This window comes from Burkholderia sp. MSMB1589WGS, assembly GCF_001636105.1.
Lineage (GTDB): Bacteria > Pseudomonadota > Gammaproteobacteria > Burkholderiales > Burkholderiaceae > Burkholderia > Burkholderia humptydooensis.
On record NZ_LNJT01000007.1, the window covers coordinates 1,623,264 to 1,647,031 of the forward strand.

Annotated in this window: 13 protein-coding genes; 3 read left to right on the forward strand and 10 right to left on the reverse strand. The window is 57.2% G+C overall.

Going from position 1 to position 23,768, the window contains the following annotated elements; genetic code table 11:
• Positions 1 to 25 precede the first annotated feature (25 nt).
• The 5 genes from WT16_RS15360 to WT16_RS15390 all read right to left on the reverse strand — a co-directional run bounded on the left by WT16_RS15360 (position 26) and on the right by WT16_RS15390 (position 12,866).
• Positions 26 to 628, reverse strand: a complete 603-nt coding sequence (locus WT16_RS15360) for a hypothetical protein (RefSeq protein WP_156521437.1) — start codon at positions 626 to 628, stop codon at positions 26 to 28.
• On the reverse strand, positions 561 to 6,992 hold the full coding sequence (locus WT16_RS15365) for a hypothetical protein (protein WP_156521438.1): 6,432 nt from the start codon (positions 6,990 to 6,992) through the stop codon (positions 561 to 563). The genes WT16_RS15360 and WT16_RS15365 overlap by 68 nt, the downstream gene beginning before the upstream one ends.
• Positions 6,993 to 7,203: 211 nt before the next feature.
• Positions 7,204 to 8,232 carry a hypothetical protein gene (locus WT16_RS15370; protein ID WP_156521439.1) on the reverse strand — a complete coding sequence of 343 codons (1,029 nt, stop codon included), beginning with the start codon at positions 8,230 to 8,232 and terminating at the stop codon, positions 7,204 to 7,206.
• Between the two features lie 215 nt (positions 8,233 to 8,447).
• Positions 8,448 to 12,266 (reverse strand): hypothetical protein, encoded by a 3,819-nt coding sequence (locus WT16_RS33720; RefSeq protein ID WP_156521440.1) that lies wholly within the window; start codon positions 12,264 to 12,266, stop codon positions 8,448 to 8,450.
• 273 nt (positions 12,267 to 12,539) lie between these two features.
• Positions 12,540 to 12,866: a hypothetical protein gene (locus WT16_RS15390; RefSeq protein ID WP_156521441.1), complete on the reverse strand. Its 327-nt coding sequence runs from the start codon at positions 12,864 to 12,866 to the stop codon at positions 12,540 to 12,542.
• 108 nt (positions 12,867 to 12,974) lie between these two features.
• Here WT16_RS15390 and WT16_RS31425 point away from each other — a divergent pair.
• Positions 12,975 to 13,786, forward strand: a protein-coding gene (locus tag WT16_RS31425) for an IS5 family transposase (RefSeq protein ID WP_197486474.1) whose coding sequence is annotated in 2 segments (ribosomal slippage) — positions 12,975 to 13,323 and positions 13,323 to 13,786 — 813 coding nt in all. Because the reading frame shifts where the segments join, the coding sequence is not laid out codon by codon here.
• On the opposite strand, the gene WT16_RS33725 is transcribed toward WT16_RS31425, so the two are convergent.
• From WT16_RS33725 to WT16_RS15425, 5 genes are all read right to left on the reverse strand, one after another.
• Entirely contained in the window at positions 13,775 to 14,353 is a 579-nt protein-coding gene (locus WT16_RS33725; RefSeq protein ID WP_063533641.1) for a hypothetical protein, read from the reverse strand. The genes WT16_RS31425 and WT16_RS33725 overlap by 12 nt on opposite strands.
• Positions 14,354 to 14,454: 101 nt before the next feature.
• Positions 14,455 to 17,574 carry a DEAD/DEAH box helicase family protein gene (locus WT16_RS15400; protein WP_063533642.1) on the reverse strand — a complete coding sequence of 1,040 codons (3,120 nt, stop codon included), beginning with the start codon at positions 17,572 to 17,574 and terminating at the stop codon, positions 14,455 to 14,457.
• A 55-nt stretch (positions 17,575 to 17,629) separates the two neighbouring features.
• A complete protein-coding gene (locus tag WT16_RS15405; protein WP_063533643.1) occupies positions 17,630 to 18,562 on the reverse strand; it encodes a DUF5655 domain-containing protein in 933 nt (310 codons plus the stop codon).
• Positions 18,559 to 19,905 carry a restriction endonuclease subunit S gene (locus tag WT16_RS31435; RefSeq protein WP_082874821.1) on the reverse strand — a complete coding sequence of 449 codons (1,347 nt, stop codon included), beginning with the start codon at positions 19,903 to 19,905 and terminating at the stop codon, positions 18,559 to 18,561. The genes WT16_RS15405 and WT16_RS31435 overlap by 4 nt, the downstream gene beginning before the upstream one ends.
• Positions 19,902 to 21,740 carry a class I SAM-dependent DNA methyltransferase gene (locus WT16_RS15425; protein WP_063533647.1) on the reverse strand — a complete coding sequence of 613 codons (1,839 nt, stop codon included), beginning with the start codon at positions 21,738 to 21,740 and terminating at the stop codon, positions 19,902 to 19,904. Before WT16_RS15425 ends, WT16_RS31435 begins: the two co-directional genes overlap by 4 nt.
• Before the next feature lie 425 nt (positions 21,741 to 22,165).
• On the opposite strand from WT16_RS15425, the gene WT16_RS15430 reads away from it, so the two are divergent.
• On the forward strand, positions 22,166 to 22,648 hold the full coding sequence (locus WT16_RS15430) for a hypothetical protein (protein WP_156521443.1): 483 nt from the start codon (positions 22,166 to 22,168) through the stop codon (positions 22,646 to 22,648).
• Positions 22,649 to 22,660: 12 nt separating this feature from the next.
• A complete protein-coding gene (locus WT16_RS31440) occupies positions 22,661 to 23,665 on the forward strand; it encodes a tyrosine-type recombinase/integrase (protein WP_082874822.1) in 1,005 nt (334 codons plus the stop codon).
• The last annotated feature ends 103 nt before the right edge of the window (positions 23,666 to 23,768 follow it).

The following is a 23,768-nucleotide window of genomic DNA, read 5'->3' on the forward strand; positions in this document are numbered from 1 at the left end:
TTCGTGCGCTTCGGACGGGGGAAGGTCACGGCGCCACGGTCGCCTCAAGCGCATCGAGCGATTTCCGCAAACGCGCGATATCGTCAAGGATGTCGCGTTTCAGAACCTCTCGCGGGTCTTCGTCATCTTTACCTCCTGCGCCATGGGCGCCCCGTCTTATTCTGATAACATTGAACTCACGGATGAGGTCAAACTCGACCTTGCTGAGGTGCTTCTTCGCTACGTCCTGTTCACCCTTGTCGTCCGGCAGTCGCAGGACAATCAACGAACTTAGCAAAGCCGCAGACCCAGCTCTAAACGCTTCAACGGGGTCACCACCATCGCCCAAGCCTCCAAAAACGAAAAAACCATCTTTCCGTAGTGAGCGCAAAAGTTGCAGAGCGCTCCCGTATTCTTCCATCGGATTTGCTCGACCCGACAAGGTCGCGCGGTGCGCCCATAGCTTCAGAATCGTCTCGCATGCCTCGCGTTGCGCCGCTGCACCGAGGGGAGAATCACCCTCGCCCTCGGCCTTCACAATCAATTCCGCGATGTAATGCAACAGCCAGACCGTAAGCGTGTCATGACCGCCGTGGTCTTCCATCTCCTTGACCAGAAGCTTTCCAAGCACCAACGTATCCTGTGGCATCGCGGATGTCACCTTGGCTCGTGACGAGGATGTACCGGACGAAGTACGCGCTTTCGCCTTTGTCGCTTTCGCTGTACCTGTGCTCTTCATATTCCTTCCGATATGTTTTGACCTTGATAAGCAAGTCGGATTGCTCTTGGAGCAACACTTCTTGAATAGCATGATGTCTGCAATGCAGACGCTTACCACTGGCGCGGACGAACTCAGCTTCGTCTCGTCGAGCTCGGTCTGGAACCACGTCAGCCCATTGCTCCGCGTAGAAGATAAGTTCCGAAGTAGACCTTTGCTTCCAGCCGAAAATATATTCTGTGCTGGGTACCAGATTGAGTGCCTTTTGAGTGTCTGCTCCCGGCTGCATGAAATGCGGGGACATACCGTCGGCAAGACTATCTTTGGAATCGAGGCCGGACCGCCCTTCCGTCTGCGCCAGCCATCCCTTAAGCTTGAACGGCGGGCTATCGATTCCGTCATCGCGGTCATCGGCGCATGGCAGGTAGTGTCCATGGACATCTCCTGATGACTGCAGCGCTCGCAGCAGCGCCGGCGCTGTTGCCGGGCTCACGAGGCATGACGTCACACGCACCGACTCGTGCAAATTAGCCCAGTAGCAGTCGTAATCCGCGTGCACAACACACCAACCGTGTGGAGCCCTTAGGCCAAGAAGCGCGACGAGCTCGGACACCGAGGGCTCGTGAACCCACTTTCCGCTACTCTGCGCCGGTAACCAGAGCCTTTCTTCCAGCGGTTTGGGGCTTCTCAGGTCGGACAGCCACAGTGTCGGGGCAAAGGTGATTGTGCTAGCAATTTCCTCGGCTAAGCCATCGTTGTCGTAATCGCTCGTAGCGAGGGGATGTGACTTCAATAGTTCTCCGGCTGCGCACCACATCGCGTGCCACTCCAGGTGCGTATGGAAGCGCTCGACCCGTGGCAACTCCCCATGGCTATGGTGCATTGCATACGGATTGCGCTTGAACTTTTCCCTTCGGGTCTCTTCATCCCACCTCCACGGATTGGAAGTTACCCCCCACCTGTCAACAATCCACCGTTCCGCCTCACTGGTAAAGTCCGTGAGCGAGATGTCTGCGAATATGCGGGCCATGCAGGGGTACCAGTACCGGAGGGTATCCATTGCGTCGAACTGAAAACGGCGCTCGTCGACCTTCGCCGCCTTGTGTTCATCGTGGTCCAAATGTCGCGGCCGCCGCTTCCTTCTTAAGTTTGAGCTATCGACCTCAGAAAGAGCTTTCTTTTGGTCCTTCGTCAGTGTGAGGACTCCAGCTTCTGCCAATGCCGTAACGCCCTGTTTCGCGAAAACTCGGACGAGCAAATGCGGAAACTCGTGGTCGTCTAGAATCGAAAGCATACGGCTAGCATATCGAACCGCGTATCCCGGCCTGTCCTTGCAGGCGCGGGACACAGCAATCGTCAACCAAAGGCGCGCAGCAAGCCAGTAAAAAGGGGCGCCCTCGGCCCGAAAGCTGGGTTCAGAAGCAACATCGTAGCGAGACATGAGCGCATCTATCACGCTCGATTGTTGAAGCCAGAAGAGGCTGCGCACAGCATGAGCGGTGCGCCATCTGATAGCAAGGTCGGCGTCGCTGAGGTACGCATAGAGCAGTCTTGCGAAGGCCTCGTCGACCAGCTCCGGAATATCAGCGGAGTCGAGGTGGTCCTCCTTACGCACCCGCACCGAGAGGCGTTTGACATAACGACAGACGACACTGGCAACATCATTGACAGATATCAAGCCGGCGATGATTTCAATCAGGTCATAAATCCTGCTCGCATCGAACTCTTCAATGTCCTCGGCCAGGCCGGTCAGGATAGCTGGATAAACACTTTCCCCGGAGATGCAATCTTCATCAATCAGTGTTGTCAGTAAGGGCTTGGCACGCATCGAGACCATAAACATCATCAGCTTCGCCGATATCACCGCGGGCAAACTGGTAGCACACCAGTCACGAACTGCCATTGACGCTGCAAACCACTCGACGACGGCATCGGTAAGCGCCTCAATCTCTTCGTATCTTGCGTCTTCCGCGAGAGCTAGTTCCTGAAGATGTGAAAGGTGGAAGCAGCGCTGATTTTCCGGTACGAGCGCACGAACGCGTGCGAACAATTCGCGGCCAATAAAATAGAGAGAGTGCTCATCTCTAGCCTTTTCAGACGCCGCCTCGGCAAACGCCGCAATCGCAGCAGCAGACCTAAAGTCCCGGTTCGCCCAATCGAGGCTGTCCAAGAAGCTACGTATCTTATGGTCCTGCTTTTTTTCATCCCCAGTAGATTCCCTCTCACCTGTATCCAAAAACGCCGTTAAAGGCCTCACAAACTCACTGCGACAAGCTAGGTACGTCGCCCACCGACGACGTCTTTCGGTCGGCACCCCTCCAACAATGAGGGCGTCAACATTCGGTCTCGGATTGGGATTGCGAGCAAGTGCCTCGCACTCCGCTAGTATTTCGAGAACTGTCAGACGAGCGGCATCATCAAGCGCTGACGCCGCGCGCACGACTTCCGAGACAAGGCGTTCGGGCGCGCTGTTGGGGAGATAGCTACAAGCGGCCGCATATTGGGCTGGAATCGAGCCGGTCTTAACGCCTGCAATCAAAACTTCGCACAACGCTTCAGAGATGCTGGCCAAGCCTTCATCGTCCCAGCGTGCCGCCGCCGCCAACGCGACGGGCGCGTTTAAATAGCTCAGTCCTCGCGAGAGCTGCGCCCACGGAAAGTGCTCATAGTCGCGAAGGCGAAATGCGACCACGGTCCCGAAAGAGGCCAAGCCCATTGCCATACTGCGGGATTCTGCAGGTGCAAGCGCTCGGGAGGCCACGTTTGAGAGCTTTTCAAAAATTCCGAGCAATCGCATTTCACTGACGTCGACGTCTTCAAGAACGAGTACTGCCTTACTGAATAGACTCCCAGACGTTTCTGGACTGCAATTTAAGAGAAGCCTCGATAGCTCCAAGAGCGACGAAGCCTTCTCCGAAGAGGACGTCCTCAAGTCGGTTATCTTGGGCAAACAGTCGTCGGCAAACCTCGTTAGCGCGCCGTGTGACTCTGAGCGCCACGTGAAAGGCTGAAGTACTCGTGCTTCTCGGCTCCCGAATGTCGCCTGACTTGTTGCAATCAACTCTGTGGCAACTTCGAACAACTCTCGAATGTGCTCGTCACCGACAGCGAGGAGCGCACTGACCGACTGAGCTAACTGGTAGTGCATGCCACGCGCGCCGTTCCGCGATGAAGAGTAACCCGCATACTCGACGCGCTTCATCCATTCGACCTTTGCCGCTCCGGCGAAATCCTCCACTCGCCCTGTCTTCACGTATCTTGCGCGAGCCTGGTAGAAGGGAAGGTGAACGGAGAAGAACCCGACGATGTCGGAGCGCTTCTGATGGTCCTGATAGGAGATGTCGCTGTCAGAACTCCAGCCCGTCGCTGGGTCAGTCTCAACGTCAAGTAGTTCACTGGCGGTCAATGTCCTGCCGTCGAGCTCCGCAAGAAGACATTGGGCCCTCAGCAGTTCGTCGATTCTCGAGTGATTCGACAGCTCGATGTGCCTCCAGCGTGGGAGGCCACTTGCCGCAATGTCAGCAAGCACTGGACGGACCACCTCTATGCTCTTGCCGACACGGACGAGCGCCTCACAGAGCCTAAGCGAATCTTCCCGAAGACACACACCTCTCGCTCTCTGCGCTTCACCGTCCGTTTTGAGTCTTCCGCGTACTCGAAGTCGATTCATCTGTGCGGCGGCGGCGGCTAAGTGCACCTTGCGTCCCGCTTGTGCAAGCAAACTGGCGAGGCAGACTCTCGCTTCCGACGGCATACGAGGCTCGGCCAGCAGCATTTCAACCGAGTTAAAGTCACCGTTCCCGAGCAGGCTTGTCACAAACTCTCTGAAGACCTCGTCTCGATGTTGACGTCGCCGTCGGAGTCGCTTCAGCACTGCTTCAAGTCCGCCCCTAGCAGCTTCCGCGCGATAGAAAGCGGCGACGTCAAGCGTGGTCATATGCTGCGAATGCTGTCTGTAGCCGCGATGCCCAGCGTGCTTAGACTGCCACGCAAAAAATAGTCGACGCGAACGCTCGACTTGGACAAACAGATTAGTTCTAGCATCTTCAGCCATCAAATGACAGAGGACGGGTCCGTTCGCCTCAGCATACCTCTCGTCTGACAGCACCAGTCTGTCCAGCGACTCGCGAGCATGCCGGGTCGACAAGTCCGGATTGAGTGCCAAGGCTTTCGCTATCGCATCGCTAGTTCTAAGTGCCTCTGCACCGACCAGCAGGATATACATACTCTCAACCGGACTGCCGCTCCGGCCACACACACGAAGCGCGCCCCGCATCCTCTCCAGATGACATAGCCGTCGCTCTACCGGGTCCGCAAACAACGTCGCCTCTGGCTCCTCAGTCGCTACACGCAAGGCATCCGCTTCTCTATCGGCAGCAATTAGTGCCTGTACAACGTGGCGGCAGGCGTAGGCGTTACATCTTTCGTTCGTCAGGAAGTGCTCGGCAATCCTCTCCCGCACCCGCTGCTGTTCCGCCTCTCCGCGCTCCGCCACGAAGTCCTCAAAGTCTTCATCCGAGAACGAGACGCACCCGTCCTTTATGACAATCGTACGGCCTAAGTCCTCACACAAGTCAGTGGTTCTCGTCAAATCACTGCCGATGGTATGCGCTAACTCAACCAACGGAACGGGGCGAGGGAGTGATATAAGTGCTGCGCAGAGTGCTGAGATAGAACCCGAGTCGCCTCCTTTCTTCCAAGCAGTGTCGACAGCCTGCTCAAATATTTCGCTGAGCCCTTTTCCGCCGGGGAGCAGGAACTGAATTGCCTCACCAGGGTCCGTCGAGAGCTCGAATGCATACGCCTGAACGCGCGGAACACCACGCGTTAGGGCGTGAAACTCCTTTACCCAATTCGCGTCCGGCGTTGCAATGTGCGCACGGACGTTGGCTAGAGTCTCATCGAGGCTAAAGGGCGCAATTTGCAGTTCAGAGAAATTTGGCGGAAGTTCAAGCTCGGTAAGCCGAGCAGTTCGTGCGGATACGAGAAACCGGACGTTGCTAGGTAGGTCGCCAATTGAGGCCAGCTCACGTACAAAGCAATGTTCCCCGCGGCGCTTCGCAACTGCGACCGCGTTGTCAGCGGCATCTATGGCAACAACCAGCAGAGCTTCCGGATTACTTTCGAAAAGAACATCGGCGCCAAGGTCGAGTCGGTTTTTGAAGGCCCTTACTGGGCTCCCCCTTTCCGAGATGCGAAGCAAGCGAGGAACTCGAAGCCTAATCGCTATTTCGTTCGAAAGTTGGGTGAAGGCTTCAAGAGGCCGATGTCGCGGAGCGCTTTCGTCGAGGTAGCTACCCCCGCCGTAGCAGTCGTATTGAATGCATACGCTGCCGGACGGAAGCATCTTCGAGATTTGGCTGATAGTTGTCGTCTTGCCGCAACCCGCTCCACCATGTAAAGCAATTCTTTGCGTTCCGCCGACAAGTTTCGATACGATTTCCAGCGCCACCGCACGCTCAACAGCACTAGAGACGGGCGTTACACGGTTTGGGCACGGGTATAGCGCGTAGTCCGTGCCAACGTCGAGACGGGACAGAATTGTCTCTTCTGTGATGGGTTCTCGGCTTGACTCCGGAAGCATCGCGTCGCTTATAAAGCGATGCAATTCCAGATGTGACGGGCGGGTCTCACCCTCAATAAGGCGGTCGAGAACTTCAATTGCTTTCCGCTCTTGCTCGAACAATGAGCCCGCGCCACATTCCGAGAAGTCGAGCAACGACGCAAACGAAGAAAACTGTTTTTCGGTAAGACCGGCCGCCGTGCGCAATGTCTTTCTATTCGCTTTTGCGCCAAGCGCTGCACTCGAGTCCTGCGCTTTGCACATGCCAAGCGCCATAAGAACGTCGATGTCGACGCGCTGATTGCTGACAAGCCTGATGCTGTATGAGAGGCTAGGGTTCTTATCAAGGCGAATAGACTCAGCGGCTTGATAGGCCTCCGCAAGCTTCCGCATCACAGAGTTGTTACCTGTCTTCGCGCTGTTACTCGTTAGACGCGACACAGTCCACTGCGAATTCGGACTGGCGGATGAATATTTCAGTTGCGCGAACTCAGCCCATTTTGCTTCGCTAAGGCTGCGCCCGCCCGACATGAGGCACACGTCTACTGCAGTCCATGTTCCATCCGAGATGGAAGCATCCTCGTTTGGGACGCCCTCAACAGTGATTGCTTGATACCGTGTCCCGGGCTCAAGCAAGGAAAGAGCCTTGCGAAGCGCCCAAAGTTCGTGGAATCGGTCTCCGGCATTAGAAGCACGAGCACCCGCAATGTCCATCTCGGCAATTTTCACCATGAGGTCTTCTCTTCTTCCTGAATCCAGCGCTAGAGCGAGAGACATCTGCTGCAGCGCGCTTCGCGTAATAGACTGCGCGTTTGGTACAGAGCGGCCACCCAGACAGCCACCTGGCCTGGTTGCGTCATTCGTGAAATGTCGTTGTGGTCAATCTTCTCCACACGGGTGGCAAACCCTCAGAGGTGGACTGACTCGGTCGCGTCAAGACGAGTCACGGCAACACCCGTGAGCCCCCTGGATATCTTTGCAGCCAAACCACGACACCGCGTACGACCTGCTCGGCGGTAAGTTGAGCATCGCGTGCCTGCTCAGGGAGCAAATCGGGTGGGCCGCCTGGAAAATCTGCCAGCATACGTCCGGCGTGAATACGCTGCCTCGCAACAATCAATGAGCTTGCGCGCAATTGCGTCGGCTTGTCCAAAATCGCCGCCTCGTTTCCATAGCCTGCGCTCGTAACGAGCTCTTCCAAGCGCCACTTGTTAGGGCTACCCTCAAAGCTCTTTGAACACATCACACCAAGATTCAGCGCCCGCGCATGCGTGACCACAAACGTCAGTGCGCCCTCGATGAGGGCCGCCGCGAGCACTGTAGCCGTCACAGGCGACGTTTGCGTACTCGCTTGACGCAGTTCGCCCACCATCTGCGACCACCAGAGTCTGAACCGTCCGTAACCGAGCGTCTCGAGCGCCTCGGCAAATGCCTCGAACGGTTCGGCGGACCGCGGACGACCATCGTTGCGTCTTGCGATAACGTCCTTTACTGCGGGATAGGCGCGCTCGCGCGATTCATTGCGACGGCTTTGGTGAAGACAGCGTTGCTGCCCGCGCGGCGCTGCAAAGCCTTCCCGGGCTCGGGCATACCGCAGGATGCCGTCTTGCTCGACCAAAATGCCGTTCAATACCATCATCGTGACGGCGACTTGCATGTCATTTCGTGGAATCTGTCGAGCAATTCCCCGTTCGACGATGACACTGCGCTCTAGTCTCGCATTTTGTGCGCCGTTTGTACGCGCACTTTCGTGCATCTGGTCAAAGACGAAATCGAACGCCGCGACGTTGCGATAGTCTGGTTCTTCAGAAATTCCGAAGGCCAGCCACATAACGGTATCGTTCGGATGCGGCATAAGCCGTGAAGCACCGATGCCTTGATTAGGGTCGACGACCTGTGACAACACGTCCGAGATTTCACCCGGCTGCAAACCTACAGTACGGCCAGCTTCGAGAAGCTCTTCGTAGGTCAATCCCGGGTCCGTAGGTGCAACAAATATGCTGCACTCCAAACAAGCCTTTAAGAAAGCAATCAAACGATGTCGCTCTTGGAAAGTATGCATGGTGAAACCGATTACGCCCAAAAAGAGGAGTGCTGCGATTCTTGCGATGCGCCCAAGCCCTTAGCTGCGGCACAGTCGTATCCGCGACTGCGTGTCGGCCTGTCCAAAACCCGATTTTCCTCACCCTAGAAATTGAGACGGCGCTTGGCCGCGTCTACGTCAAACTCACGTGCCATTTGCCGCCATGCGTCAGCGATGCGTTGACATAGACGCTTTGCTCGCCGCCACCTGTCCGGCAGTTGTTTTGCACGGGCGGTCCACTGCTCTGCCAGCTCCACTTCCTGTGCACCACCGTCCAAGATGCCACGACTGGTCGTGCCCCTACTGTTAAATACCTCCATCGATAGCCCGTCTTCGATTACCTTTGAATGGAGTTCCTCGAGCGCGCGCGCTACTTCGTCCGACGGCCAGCGTCCATCCGCTGAGCACGGTGTGTGGAAAAGTACGGCGCCGACATACTGGTCCGCAATCGCCGCTCTGTCTTCCTCCTCGGCTAACTGGCGCGCACGTGATATCCAATCCATCATTGCTTCATATTGGATACGATTCGTAGCATCGACACCAGGTGGCGTTCTCCACGACCTAAGTACACGCCAAGCAACAGTCGCTCGTCGTTCGACCTCGGGAGTTATCGGGTCTCTATCTCCTTCCGCATCGACCGACTTTGCTGGCCGAAATGCGTCACACAGCATTGCCACGAAGCTTTCTGGCCTATCGGCCATCGTTCTATGGAAGGTGAGTTGCTCTCCGTCACGCAGTTCGACAAGCAGCACGGGAAGAAAACTGTGCTCCACTGCCCTAAGCCTGTCATGAGGTACATTAGGCTGCTCCCGGAGCCACCTAACGGTTTCCTTGACGTTGTAGCCCAGCAAGCTGTCAATATGACCGGGCTGTTGGAGTTCACGAACAGCGGCCTCTAGAACAACTATCGCCATTTCGACGCTTAGCTTCTTTAAACTCTGATTGACGAGTTCAACAGCGCGACGGCATTCGACCAGCTTACGCGCGATTTCGTCATTCATCGTCTGGTCACCAGAGCGAAGATAGACGCTGCGTGCGGCCCAGTAACGTGCCGCCGCAGTGGCCGGCATTTCGGCCACTACTTTTAGAACATTCTGCTCGTCCGGAAAGTCCGCCATGCAGAGACCGAGCGACCAGTCGGGCCATCTACGTGAGTGGCTGGCACTCTGCAATACATGTAGCCAATCCTCACGTCGAAGTCCGTATCGCGTTGCACACAATATGGCTACACCGCGCGCATCTCGATGGGAACCTCTCTCGAACCAGACGTCAAGCAGCCCGAGCAATACGTCGGCGTTATCGACACTGGTCGCCGCCTGCTGTGCCACCAGATAAGGCTGCCGCGCGTTTACATATAGCTCGTCTATAGCCGGAACACCCATCTTGACCAGCCCTTGCATCGCCTCGTTCCGCAGTTTGTCAGCCTTGACCTGCGCTGCCTCGATATCAATGTCGACATTTGGCAAGTCAGGTAGGTATTCATCGAAAAGCCACTGAATCTCGGCGACCTCCGAGGCCGGCCGGAACAACTGGCCGACTGCTTCAAGTTCGTCAACGTCCTGTCCGGCAATCGCCCATACGGCGTTTGAAAAGCGACGATGCTTCGCGACAAGCTGGCGTATTGTTGACCATACCGCGTCTCTAACAGGCGCAGACAGCTGGTCATCACGAGCGGAAACGGAAAACTGTTCGCGAAGCGCCTGTCGATAATTCGGCGATAGCAGCGGATAACTATCGAGCAGGTCTACCTGACGCTCAACGTGGCCACGGCTAAGCTGAAGAGCAAACTCTGCATACGCTCCATGGGCTTCCTGGATAGCTCCGTCAGTAAGACGCTGACGAGTCGAGCGCCCAAAATCTTTCCAGACTGGTTCGTAAGACGGGAACGAAGTGTCCGAATGTTTCGGCAGTAGGGCGCAGATAAGGCGCCATGCTACCGCTGGGAATTCCTCTGCCAACATGTGCAACGCATCCATCCGCTGCGTGAGGGGTGCGCTTGTACACGGGCTCCAAGCCAAGAAAATCGAACGCAGGCTGTTTGATGGCCTGTTTACGACCCTCCCGTCGGACTCGAAGGCGGTCAGTTGCGCAAGTATCCGCACCACCCGCGAAAGGTACGAGGGCTCCCAGGCAAGACATTCGAGAGCTGACATCAGCCCGGAATGAAGCACTGGACCAAAAAATCCTTTGTCCTCGAAGAGCGGCGCCAGCGTCGGTCCAGAGCCCTGGAGGGCTTCCTCCAGGGCTTCAACGAAAGGGACCGGCGCGGCCTCCGCCATAATCGGAAGGTTTTCAGACAGTGCGGCGAAGAACCTCGGCTCGTCTCGGAACAAGGCGATTTTTCCGACAAGCCTGTCGACAAACGCTTGGCATCCACCGAAAGCGTGCGCAATTTGCTTGCGGTCAAGCACATCTTTGAACACGGAGATTCTGAGGATTGTCTCCAGAAGACCTTCGCGGAGCCAAGAAGAATGGTCAACGCGTAGAGCTTCCATCGGGAGCGAAACCGGCCCATCCCATGCCCTGACCTCGCTCACGCTCACCTGCGAAAAAACCGCTTCGATAGCTTGCTCTAACATGCGCAGCATTTCGGAGGAGATGCTTCTCGCGGTCAGCGCGAAGGCGACGGTCGGTGCGACGAGCGAAAGGATGCTGCCCGCGCGCTCCAAAAACGGAGGGTCGCTATCCATGTAGCGGAGCACTCCTTGCGCAAACGACGGATATTCGACGCCGCTCAGCGACTCCAATATCTTGGTGTCTCCTTCAGTGTGCTCATCCCAGCGAGACGCAAAAACAGCCGGGATGGTTTTCGAAATCTGCTCGATGGCGCACCACTCGGGCAACTGGCTTAGTGAGTCGCTTTCGTGCTTATTCCAGACAGACCACACCGAAATGCTCGCACCACAAGCACGCGCGTCTTGCTCCGCTCGCTCCGGCGGCATGCCCATGGAGTTCTGAAGCGCGTCTGCAAAATCACGTCTCAGAGCCCTCTTGATGACAATCGGCTTGTTGCTTGGTGAGGCATAGCCGATGGCATTAACAACGTAGTGGCCTACGTTGGCCAAGCTCAGTGCAGCCTCGTTCGCCGGCGGCAGAAGCACGGTAATAGGCAGTTGGTTCGCGCGCACGGGCTGAAGCGCTAATGCCCTCGCAGCTTGGGACGAGGACACGACCAGACAGTTGGCGAGTACCTTAGACGCACCGTCTTGGTCTTCGCTTTGTGCGAGATAAGCATACAGATAGGCGGCTGTCTCAGCGGCCGAATCTGTGAGAAGCGTTAGTGTTTCGCCGCTTCGCGGCTTAAAGAAAGTGTCAAGTTCGCTGCCGGACCTTCCCGCCGTCACGAGCTGTTTGGTAATCGGTGGTCTGTGGCCGTTTGACCAGTCTCGCCAATATGTGTCGAGTGATACACCGAATACGCCGGCCCCGATTTGAAGATGTTCCGCGCACCATGCTTCAACAGCAGGGCATTTTTCAATCCACTGCGCCAAGGCCGGCGCGTCAATGACTTTGACATAGCTCCAAGGATTGTTCGGCAGACTTGCAATTTCCTGCTCCAGCTTGTCTGGATTAGACAACTTGCGCAAGGTAACTGCAACATACACGGTGTTGGCTTTCAGCCAGCCCGAAGGCATGCTCCGTTTAAAGGACTTTTTTATATCAGAGATTATTTTCTGGCGACTCGCTGCTTGCGTGCTCAACTCCCATAAGGAGTTGAAGTTCGGCTCCCCCGCATTCGCCTTGAGCTGCACGTACCCATCCCAACCGGGAAGGTTGTTAGCTGTGCCAGAATGGAAGCTCATCGACACCAGCCGGTCTGGTACCCAACAGTAGATGAGGCGCCGAATGAGCTCCCCTAGAAGGGTCGGCCCCTGTTCAGAAAGTGCAAACCGCTCCAGGTTTTCTACTTTTACCGTAGCCATATGTCGAATGCAAACAAGCTGGACATGGCGACGCCAATTCAACCTTGCATGGCTTGGCGTAACCTGAATTGTTATTCACGAATGTGGCCCGCGCGGGCGTCGCTCGAACGAGCACCTCCCGCGTAGGTCAAACTCACACATTGAAGCTCTATTTCTGCTGCACTATCGCATTCTCGCCAACGTAATTGTGCATGTTGCCTACGGCCCTCACCATCGCACGTGTTTGGAGCGAAACCGACATGCGCGCAGGTCCAAATAGCGACGTGAATCCAGTCACATCTCCTGCTGCGGCAAAATCGACTTTTGGGGAGCCTCAGGATGGTCGCCAAGAAGGGCCTGGACCTGTGACCAAGCTTCCTTGGTCGCATGCTTTTTCTGGTGGAAATCAGTCGCGACCGCATTCGAAAGCCGAACGAGCCCTTCAGCGGCCGTCCCGAGTCGTCCCGCCAGTGTCTGCATCTGCAATCGGAGCCAGTTCCGCGACGCGGGGACAACGAGCGCGACGCAAAGCATTCCTAGCACGGCCAGCCACAACTCACGCGGCACATTCGTTGCTGCTTTTTTTACGCCAGATGACGCGAACCGTGTGATTTGGACCAAGGCCCTCAATCCGAGGCTGCCTAAGAACCCTTAACAAAATGAACGAAGGGGCTGTTAACCCTCGATGAATGCTGTTAACCTTTTCATTGTTTCGACGACGAAAAGGACATGGCCAAACCGATACTCGACGACGAATTGTGGGCACTCATCGAACCATTGCTGCCCCCTCCCAAACTACGGCGAGCCCGTTATCCGGGGCGCAAGCCGCTCGACAATCGTGCGGTGCTCACCGGCATTCTCTTCGTCTTACAAACAGGCCTGCGCTGGGACCTGCTACCTCGCGAGATGGGTTGCGGCAGCGGCATGAGTTGCTGGCGTCGCCTACGTGACTGGCAAGCCGCAGGCGTCTGGGAGCAGTTGCACGAGGTACTGCTTGCGCGATTGCGTGCAGCCGACCAAATCGACTGGTCTCGCGTCATCGTCGATTCCTCTTCAATCCGCGCTGTGGGCTCAGGTCAAAAACAGGACCGAATCCCACAGACCGCGCGCGACCCGGTTCAAAGCACCATCTCATCACCGAAGCTCAGGGCATCCCGCTCGCGGTGATTCTGACCGGCGCCAACCGCAACGACGTCACTCAACTTCAAGCGCTGGTCGAGGCAATTCCGCCAATCGGCGGCAAGCGTGGCAGACCACTATCGAAGCCTCGGGTCGTTCAGGGCGACAGAGGCTACGACCACGATAAATACCGACGTCCACTGCATGCCGCCGGCATTGCAACCGAAATCGCTCGACGTGGTCAGCCTCATGGTAGTGGGCTAGGCAAAACACGCTGGGTTGTGGAGCGAACCATCTCGTGGCTTCACAACTTCCGCCGACTGCGCATCCGCTTCGAACAGCTCGCTTTCATCCACGAAGCTTTCCTCAGAATCGCCTGCTGCATCATATGCTGGCGACACCTTCAAAAGTCATTCTGTTAACACCTCTAAGGTGTATCCGCTAACCTGAAGGGTTACCTGGACTGCCGCCGCACGTGAATATGCGCGGAGGGTCGCAAAAACAGCTAAGGGCACAACCTTTCCGTCCATACCGGCTATGTCTTTGTCAGCTGTGGCAATGGTTGCTTCAATCCTACGTTGCAAAAGCATATATGGGACGTCCTTCGGGTCCCGATATTTCACGTCGTCAGGTACGCCACCGACGTCAACGAAATTGATAAGCCTGCGCAGGTGCGCCCAATGTGCAACTACGTCTTCGCGTCTCGCACCCTTGCCGACCACTACGGCGAAGTTCTTTTCGACCTCACGCTCAAGGAAGGTCGGCGCCCACGCAACCACGGTTTCGACTTCAAGTACCTCTAGGAGGTCGGAGCGTCCCAGTGGATTCTTGCGCTTGGTGGTCGCCCAGATTAGTTCCTTGATGATGACGTTGGCGTCGAGTATTAAATTGACCTGGAATAGCGACGCGAGTTGTGCGAATGGTCCGCCTTCTTCATATAGCTTCCGATATTCCTTCAGCGCATCCGACCGAATCTGACTGTCTGACATACTATCTTTTCCCCACGCTGAGCAGCGCGATTGTGGCAACTGCACAAAAGATGTTCGGCACTAACGTTGATACCGTTTGCTTAGAAGGCGATGGTTGCATTTCATCGCGGCGCATTCGCTGAATCGCCTCCGCTCCAGCGCGCTCGCAGCGCCTCGTAAAGCTGAGCCGGTCCCAGCAAAATCTCTGTCAGACCTTCCTGCACACGTTCCGAACCAAGTGCCTGCGTACTCATTGCGCTATGTGCATCGAACGCGTCCATGATTGCATGCACGAGTGCTTTCCGCAGGTCCGGTGAGTTCGCGAACTGTTCCTTGCTGTTACTCATCGCCTGCTGTATGAGCGTGTCATTTTCCAGCAGCTTGCCCTTCAGGACGCCGTTCACATATACGAGTTGGTCGTCATCCGACAGTTCGCCGTCGAAGAGGCCGTTGACCTTCTGGATAATTTGTTCCAGAAGTGCCTTTTCCCTCTCCTGAACGGCGCCGCTGCCTACGGCATCCATAGGCGGCAACTTCGGCGTTTCACCCTGACCGAGGGTCAATGTTTGCCGGCCGATGTTTCTCAGGTTGTGGTGCGTCAACACGACCTTCGACAGGTCGACAGTATCGCGTTCGCGGCCGAATTCCAGCAATGGGAGCAGGCGCTTGTAGAACAGAAAGCGCTTTTCAATATCCGTGTTGCCGTAGTCGAAGATTTGCGACAGGAACGCATAGAGACGCGTGAACGCACCCATGTCATTCTTGAATAGCACCAGCGCTTCCAGCGTGTCTCTGGCGGCCTGAGCCGCCTTGTCGTCATGCTGCGCTTCGGCCGTTATCTTGTCTTGCTGCGCAGCCTTGTACCGTTTGAGGAGTCTGTCTGCGACGGGCGCAATCGCTGCGCTCAATTGCGCCTGCGTCCCCTTCGGGTCCATTTCAACCTTGGCCACGCGGTCGACCTCGAAGTCGTCATAGTGGCCGCTTGCGTCAAGCTTGGCGCGCAGGTCAAAGACGTGGTGCGGGTCGGTGGTAGCTTCGAGCTCGGCGGTCTCGTAGTAGGTCTTGAACGCCTTCAGAACCTCGGCGGCATCATTGACAAAATCGAGGATGTAGGTCGTATCCTTGCCGGGGTGGGCGCGGTTCAGACGAGAGAGCGTTTGCACCGCCTGAATACCGCCGAGCATCTTGTCCACATACATGCCGCACAGCAAGGGCTGGTCGAAACCCGTCTGGAATTTGTTGGCCACCAGCAGCAGGTGATAGTCCGGTTCGGCAAATGCATCGCGGATATCACGCCCCTTCAGGCCAGGATTCAGTTCCTTACTGGTTTCCGTAACGGGCGTCGGAAAGCTCTCCGCGTCGTCGATTTCCCCGGAGAACGCAACCAGTACCCCGAGCGGGTAGTTCTGCTTTTCGATGTACGCGCGAATCGCCTTTTGCCAGCGCACGGCCTCCTTCCGACTACCGACGACGACCATTGCCTTTGCCCTGCCGTCCAGCAGCGGCTGCACGTTCTCGCGATAGTGCTCAACGACGATGCGCACCTTCTGCGAAATGTTGTACGGATGCAGGCGGACCCATTGCATGATGCCTTTCATCGCAGCACTGCGTTCAACCTCCTTCTCGTCGTATTCCTGGCCGTTGTTGGCGAGCCGGAACGCAAGCTTGTAGGTCGTGTAGTTCTTCAGCACGTCAAGGATGAAGCCCTCCTCGATGGCCTGACGCATGCTGTAGACATGGAACGGCTGCGGCAGCCCGTCAGCGCCGGGACGACCGAACAGCTCGAGCGTCTTCTGCTTGGGTGTCGCGGTAAACGCTACGTAGGTCAGCCCTTCGCGGCCGGTGCGTGCGCCCATCTGCGCGGCAAGTAGCACCTCGGTATCAATTTCCCCTCCATCTTGCAGTTCTGCCCATTCCTCGGCCGACAGCAACTGTTTGAGCTTGGCCGCCGCCTCGCCGGTCTGCGAGCTGTGGGCCTCGTCGGCAATTACCGCAAAGCGCTTGCCTTCCGTTGCCGCCAGTTCTTGCACTGCCTGCAAGGCAAACGGGAAGGTCTGGATGGTGCAGACGATGATTTTCTTGCCGTCCTTCAGCGCCTGCGACAACTGTGCGCTCTTGCTGCCATGTTCATTCGTGACGGTCGCGACCACGCCGGTGGTCCGCTCGAAGTCAAAGATGGCTTCCTGTAGCTGCGCATCCAGCACAGTACGGTCGGAGACCACCAGCACACTGTCGAACAGCTTTGCATGTTGGTCGTTGTGCAGGTCGGCGAGAAAGTGGGCAGTCCAGGCGATTGAGTTGGTCTTGCCCGAGCCTGCGGAGTGCTGAATCAGAAAACGCTGGCCAGGTCCCTGGGCCAGCACATCGGCAACCAGCCTGCGTGTCGCGTCGAGCTGGTGATATCGCGGGAAGATGACGCTCTTGAGCTGCTTCTTGTCATCGCGCTTGCCAATCAGGTAGCGGTGCAGGATGTTGAGCCAGCTGTCACGCGCCCACACTTCTTCCCACAGATAGGCAGTGGCGAACCCGTCCAGATTCGGTGCGTTGCCTGCGGCGCCGGCATTGCCCCGGTTGAATGGCAGGAAGTAGGTGGCCGTGCCGGCCAGCCGGGTGGTCATCATGACCTCGGTCTGGCTGACGGCGAAATGCACAAGCGCCCCGCCGGGAAAGCTGAGAAGGGGCTCGACCTGTCCGCCCTTCGGCTGCGGATTTCGGTCAAAGCGGTACTGGTCCACCGCGTCCTGCACGCCCTGCGTGAAGTCCGATTTCAGTTCGGCGGTCGCGACCGCGATACCGTTGACAAACAGGACAAGGTCGAGCGCATCCTGCGGCTGGTTCAGCGAATGCCGCACCTGGCGCACCACGCGCAGGCGGTTGGCGGCATAGTGCTGCTGGATAACCGGGTTGATTGCCAGCACGGGCTTGAACTGCACGAGCGAGAGCGGCTCTTTCAGGCCCAACATCTCGACGCCCCGGCGCAGCACATCGAGCGTACCGCGCTCGTTCAGGCTCTTGCGCACCCGTTCAGCCAGACGCTCGTGAAGCGCGGGACCGTAAGTCTTGCTCAGGCGCTGCCAGGTGTCGGGCTGGGTGGTCTCAATCCAGGCCAGCAGGTCAGGCAGGAAGAGCGCGTTGGTACGGTCGTAGTGCGCGGCGTCGCCTTCAGCGTAGAGCCATCCATTGGTCGCGAGGGACTGGCAGATTTCGGCTTCGAAATGATGTTCCTGGTGCAGGTTGCTCATGGATGGCCCCGGTGCGTTCGATATTCTTCTTGGGTAAGGAGTATGGTGTGTCCGTTCAGCCTTCGGTGTAACTGCGTTCCAGTAGTGGTTTCGCGCGTTCCAGGTCGGCCTGCGTGCGGAGCGTCAGTTCCACGTCGCCGGTGCCCCAGTGACCGATTTCACTGACGTCGCGGCTGAAGCCGTCCTCCAGCGTAACCGACGCCGGGTCGAGCTTCAGCGTAACCAGCAGGCGGTTCGGATAGGCAATGACGCAGGCGAAATTCTTCAGGCGCCGGAAGGCCGTGTAGAGCTTCAGGCGTTTTTCCTGCACGTCGTCGCCCAAGGCGGTCAGATAGCTGGTTGTCTGCGCGTACAGGTCGCGAATCTCGGTGGACGCGGTGGCAAGCTGGTCGTCCAGCGACTTGTCCTTGCCGCTCGGCTTCGGCCTATCCGGCTCGGCGGGCAGCTCGGCCGACGCAGGCTTGACCGCTGTGGCATCCGGGATGCTTTGGGCGTTGACCAGTTCGAGCAGCAGCAGGTCGTCGCCGAACAGCTTGTAGCGAAGCAACTCGATATTGCGCGGAATCTGCTGGACGGCATGTTCGTCGTAGTGCGTGAAATCGGCGGCGATGCACAACAGGCGCGTACCGGTCCATTCGATTTGTTCGGCGACATCCTTGCCGAGTTTTTCCATCACGAGCCACCGGAACTCGGCCTGATGGTCGAGCAGCCAGTCCAGATAAAACAGCCCCTGGTTGATGACGTTCTCGTTGCTGTGACGCTTGTACTCGATGATGACTGGACAGCCATTTTCGTCCAGCCCCAGCGAATCAATGCGGCCTCGGTGGGTCTTGCCGGTCGCGTATTCGCTGGCGAGAAAGCGCACGCCGAGGAAGGTCGGCATGTTCGCTTCTATAAGGCTTTGCAAATGCTTCTCGAGTTTTGCGGCTTGGCTCGGAAGCTCTTTCGCGGTGTCGTTCGAGAGTCGAAAGAGCTGAATGTCACTCATGCGGCCAGCTCCTCGGGCACCGCGTTGCGCACGTCGATTTTGCCGGTGACGGCTGCAGCAATCAGGGCACTGCGGCGTTCTTTGAGGAGGTCGATGCTACGCCGCCCCTCGACATCAAGAGCATCGAGTTTCATGCACTCAGCTTCAACAAACGCAACAATATCCGACTGCTCATTGACCGGAGGAACAGGGACAACAAATGACCTTATCTGTTCCGGGCTGATATGAGGCACGCTGACGCCAGTCATTTCTGGCGCACAATGATGAAAAAAATATCCTGCTCGGAACAGATAATAAAGGTAATCTGCATCGAGCTTGGTATTGGGGCGAATAGTTGCGACGCGTTGAAGAAGCAGGCACGGAGTGTCATTTTCAGAAACGCGGGCGACGCGCAGCCCTTCAGAAATCCATGGGCGGTCCATACCAAGCACGATATCTCCCGGCCGAAGTTCATACGCATCCAGTTCATCGTCGGCAACGCGGTTCCAATACACCACCTCGTTCCACCTCAGTGTGCCGACACCTACATTCACCCCGCGCAGCAAACTAACGTCGGCATCGTCAAGCGAAAATCCGGCCGATGGAAAGGCAAAGCCAGAGAGTACATTGCAGTCGTATCCAACCTTCGAGACCTCCCAATGCGCCGGCACCTCCCCCAGCCACGCCACGCCGGAATCTTTCATCGGCGCGTCGGGGTTGAGGCCACGGGTGACGGCATGCGAGATGGTGGCCTGGCGCTTTTCTGCCAGCAGAATAAGGAGCTTTTCCTGCTCGGCAATCAGCGCGTCAATCTTGCTGGTCTCGCGGTCGAGAAAATCCAAAATTGACGAGAGTTCGTCGCCTGGAGGAAGAGCAATCTTAATCGAGCCGATAGTGTCGGTATTAAGGTTGAGTTGGGTTCCCCACTTGCCTAGCCCGCTGTAGCAAAGTCCTGCCTCGAAAATTCGAAAAAGAAAGTGAGGCGGAACATTAAGATTTGGAAAGTACACAAAGCCGTCGTGTATACACGCTTTGATTGCAGCAATGCACGGCTTGCCCACGGTTCCTGCGATACTTACGAATAGGTCGCCGGGGTGCAACTTTACGCTCAGGTTTGCACCTATTTCCGAAAGTCGCTGCGTTGTTTCGGTTAATACGCCGTTGGACGCCGAGACATCGGCTATTCGGACCCAAGCATACTCTCCTTCGTCGTCGAAATATTTGGGGTCGTCGATAGGTCGTGGTGAGGCACCTCGCTGTACCGGGGAGAGCCGCTTTATGGACAGCACTTCCCAGTGGCTCGGAACTTCGCCCAGCCACTCAACAGCGGTGTCCTTGTACTGACGATAAGTCGGCAAGCTCATTCCGCCAGCTCCTCGAGCATTTTCATGATGTTCGCCGACACCGCCTTCAGTTCCTCGTCAATCGTGTGCAGGTCGCGCGGCGGCTCGAACACATAGAAGTGGCGGTTGAACGGAATCTCGAAGCCCACCTTGCTCTTCTCGTCATCAATCCAGGCGTCCGGCGCATGGGGCAATACTTCCCGCGAGAAATAAGCGCCGATATCCTCGGACAGCGGCACGTTCTCGGTATCGCGCAACGCGCTGTCCGCCTGCGGCTTGCCTTTCTGCTTGCCCTTGACGCCGAGCGCGACATTGCCCTGCTCATCGCGCAGCGGCCGCTCCACCGTAATCGTTGTGTAGCCGAAGTCCTCGTTCCGGAAAACCCGCGAAATCGGCACGGACTTCACCTTCCCCCCGGCTGGCACATCTGGCGTATTGCTGCCTGCTGGCACGACCCAGCGACCAACCTCCGCGCCTTCGGCATCAAACACCGTCGTGAGTTCGGCTTCGACGAAATCACCGAACAGGCGCGTGACCGAATCGATGTGGTCGTCGGACATTTCCCGGCGCTTACTACCCAGGCTCTTTCGCATCTTCTGCCAGAAGCTGGACGCATCAATCAGCTGCACATAACCCTTGCGCCTTTCGGGCTTCCTGTTCGACAGAATCCATACATAGGTCGCAATACCCGTGTTGTAGAACATGTCCGTCGGCAGGCCAACGATGGCCTCCACCAGGTCGTTCTCCAGCACGTACCGGCGGATTTCCGATTCACCTGAACCGGCGCCGCCAGTGAACAGCGGTGAACCATTCAGCACGATGCCGAAGCGGCTGCCGCCATCCTGCGCCGGACGCATCTTGCTGACGAGGTGCAGCAGGAACAGCATCGAGCCATCCGAAACGCGTGGCAGGCCTGGACCGAAGCGGCCGTCGAAGCCTTTCTGCTCGTGCTCCGTACGCACAGCCTTCTCGACCTTCTTCCACTCGACGCCGAATGGCGGATTGGAGAGCATGTAGTCGAACCTGCGCCCGCCGTGGCCGTCGTCCGACAGCGTGTTGCCAGCGATGATGTTCACGACGTCCTGCCCCTTGATGAGCATGTCCGCCTTACAGATGGCGTAGGACTCGTCGTTGAGCTCCTGACCGAACATGGTCAGCCGCGCGGCCGGATTGTGCTCGAGCAGATATTCGCCCGCGATTGACAGCATGCCCCCGGTACCGGCTGTGGGGTCATAGATGGTCCGCACCACGGCGTTGCTGGGCGTCAGGACGTCGTCATCCTCGATAAAAATCAGGTTCACCATCAAACGGATGACTTCACGCGGAGTGAAGTGCTCTCCTGCAGTCTCGTTCGAGATTTCCGCGAATTTTCGAATCAGCTCCTCAAAGACCAGCCCCATCTGGTTGTTATCGACCACATTCGGATGCAGGTCGATGTTTGCGAACTTTTCGGTGACGAGATAGAGCAGGTTGGCCTTGGCAAGCCGTTCGACCTGCATGTAGAAGTCAAAGCGTTCGAAGATGTCCCGCGCAGCAGGCGAGAAGGCTTGAACGTAGGCGTAAAGGTTCTGGCGGATATTGTCCTGGTCGCCTAGCAGCTTGACCAGGTCAAGGGGAGAGGTGTTGTAAAACGACTGGCCGGCCTTTCGAGTGAGAAACGGGTCGGGATTCAAGCCAGCCTGCGTTTTGGCGTCAAACTCCGCGAGAACCGCAGCCTTGGTGGTTTCCAGGACGCAATCGAGACGGCGAAGTACTGTAAACGGCAGGATGACCCGGCCATACTCGGACTGCTTGTAGTCGCCGCGTAGCAGGTCGGCGACCGACCAGATAAATGAGGATAGGGCCTGATGATTCATTCTTGGTGCCTTATGCGCGCTGCTTAGAGTAGGTAAGCCAACTAACCGATGCCAACCGCCACGCGAGATTGACGATTTAACGGCTAACAACTGGCCGATTTTACCCCTCACGGTCGCACGCGGAGGGAACCACAAGGCGGCCGCCGTGGGAGTTCTGTCGCAGTAGTTCGACCGAGGAGAGAAAAATGTCGCAAACATCACACGTCCTCATACGGCGGGATTCGCGCGTGCCGTACTTTCGTAGGTCAATCCCCGAAGCCCTCCGCAGCCAGTTTGGCCGCCGGGAATTCATTTGCTCCCTGCGGACAACGGAAACGGCGGAGGCAGAAAGGCGGGCCGGCGCCTTGCTCGCAAAGACAGAGGAGTTGCTCCGATATGCCCGACGCGCGTCAAGGGCGGCCCAAGACGGCTCCGTCGAGTTGGGGATGATATTCGACCGTTACCGAGAAATGACGTGCTGCGACGGAAACGCCCTTGCGTATCCAGATGCCGGAGAGGAACTGCCGCCGCTCCCGCTCGCCGACGCGAGTAATACGCGTTCATGTAACCAGCGGTTTCGATACGCGTTCCACCCCTCGATGTCTGCTCGCCTGTTGGGACGTTACCGGGCACGTGTGCTGTCAGATGACGATGCATGGCGCCAAACGCTCGCGCCGAGTGACTTGCACGTGGCTAGGGCGGACCTCGTACAGCGCGAGCAGGCGCTCATCGACGACATCGCACTCGACAACGTCAACAATGCGTGGAAAGGCGCAGCTGAACTGCTGAAACTCGAGGGAGTCGACTCGACGCTCGCGTCGATGGCGGCAATGCAGTCGTTCGTCGACCGCTATCTGCGCAACGAGCTCGACCTCATTCGAATTCGAATCGCCCGACTCAACGGTGCCGACATCCCAACTCCTCAATGACCGCCAGGCGCCTTGGACGAGGACGAATGGGCCGTCATGCAGGCAACGTGGGCAGCGGCACGGGTTCCGAAACCTGCCAGCAGATACGAGGCCGCCCTTGCCGTCAAACGGCTGCGCGAGCGCACTCACGACAAGAGCCCATGCGATTTGACACTAGCCGATGCGATGCTTTTCAGGACCTCGCTTCTTTCATACCTGTCGCGCGGGCGGGCGAAGTCGAGCCTCTCGCTCGTGCGGTCAATCCTCAAAACGGCGGCTGCGGAAAACCGCGTCCCCCTCAACGTGAGCATGGCATTCGAGTCGGTGAAAATTGAAGTTTCCGAAAAATCTGTTCACTCGTTCCAACCTTTTTCCGTTAGCCAGCTTCAAGCATTTTTTGACGGCCCTGTGCATTCCCGCGGACTGCGCCCCGCAAAGGGCGGCCGCGACGCCGCTTTCTGGGTGCCGTTGCTGGCACTGTTTGAAGGTATGCGCCTCGAGGAAGCCGGCAGTCTGGTATGTGGAGCATTGAGCACGCGTTCGGACCGATACTGGTTGCGTATAGGGCGAAGCAAAACGGATGCGGGACTTCGCGAAATACCCTTGCACCGCGAGCTCGAATGGCTCGGGTTCGTTGAATACTTCGTGGAGCAACGGACTAGCCGAAGCGCAACCGAACCCCTCTTTCTGGGGCTGCGCTACGGGAGCAAAGAGAACCAAACGCATATGTTCTCGACTTGGGTCAATGAATACATTGATAAGCATGTCGTAGACGACCCTGCATATGTATTTCACTCCTTCCGGAACAGCTTCGAGGACGCCGCGACTGCTGCCGGTGTTCCTGAGGATGTGCGTCGAGCCCTCATGGGGCATGCACAGGTCGCGATGACGCGCCGTTATGGCAAGAAAGATGGGCGGAACCGGCGCATCTTCCCTGACCAAGCGCTCATTGAGGCAATCGACAAAGTCTGCTACCAGGGACTTGATTTGTCGCGGGTGATTCGTGCAGAAACTGAGTCACTTTCTGAAAAACGTTGAGTATGATTTCTCGAGTACCTTGTCGCCGGTTGACGAACAGGGGGCTGAGGTGGGGGCGAGTGAACAATGCCAAATCCGGGCACAGCCGCGCGACTTGCAGACG

Coding starts and splice junctions, on each gene's coding strand:
- WT16_RS15360 (WP_156521437.1), bottom strand. CDS start 628: ATGCCACAGGATACGTTGGTGCTTGGAAAGCTTCTGGTCAAGGAGATG.
- WT16_RS15365 (WP_156521438.1), bottom strand. CDS start 6,992: ATGGTGAAAATTGCCGAGATGGACATTGCGGGTGCTCGTGCTTCTAAT.
- WT16_RS33720 (WP_156521440.1), bottom strand. CDS start 12,266: ATGGCTACGGTAAAAGTAGAAAACCTGGAGCGGTTTGCACTTTCTGAA.
- WT16_RS33725 (WP_063533641.1), bottom strand. CDS start 14,353: ATGTCAGACAGTCAGATTCGGTCGGATGCGCTGAAGGAATATCGGAAG.
- WT16_RS15400 (WP_063533642.1), bottom strand. CDS start 17,574: ATGAGCAACCTGCACCAGGAACATCATTTCGAAGCCGAAATCTGCCAG.
- WT16_RS15405 (WP_063533643.1), bottom strand. CDS start 18,562: ATGAGTGACATTCAGCTCTTTCGACTCTCGAACGACACCGCGAAAGAG.
- WT16_RS31435 (WP_082874821.1), bottom strand. CDS start 19,905: ATGAGCTTGCCGACTTATCGTCAGTACAAGGACACCGCTGTTGAGTGG.
- WT16_RS15425 (WP_063533647.1), bottom strand. CDS start 21,740: ATGAATCATCAGGCCCTATCCTCATTTATCTGGTCGGTCGCCGACCTG.
- WT16_RS15430 (WP_156521443.1), top strand. CDS start 22,166: ATGATATTCGACCGTTACCGAGAAATGACGTGCTGCGACGGAAACGCC.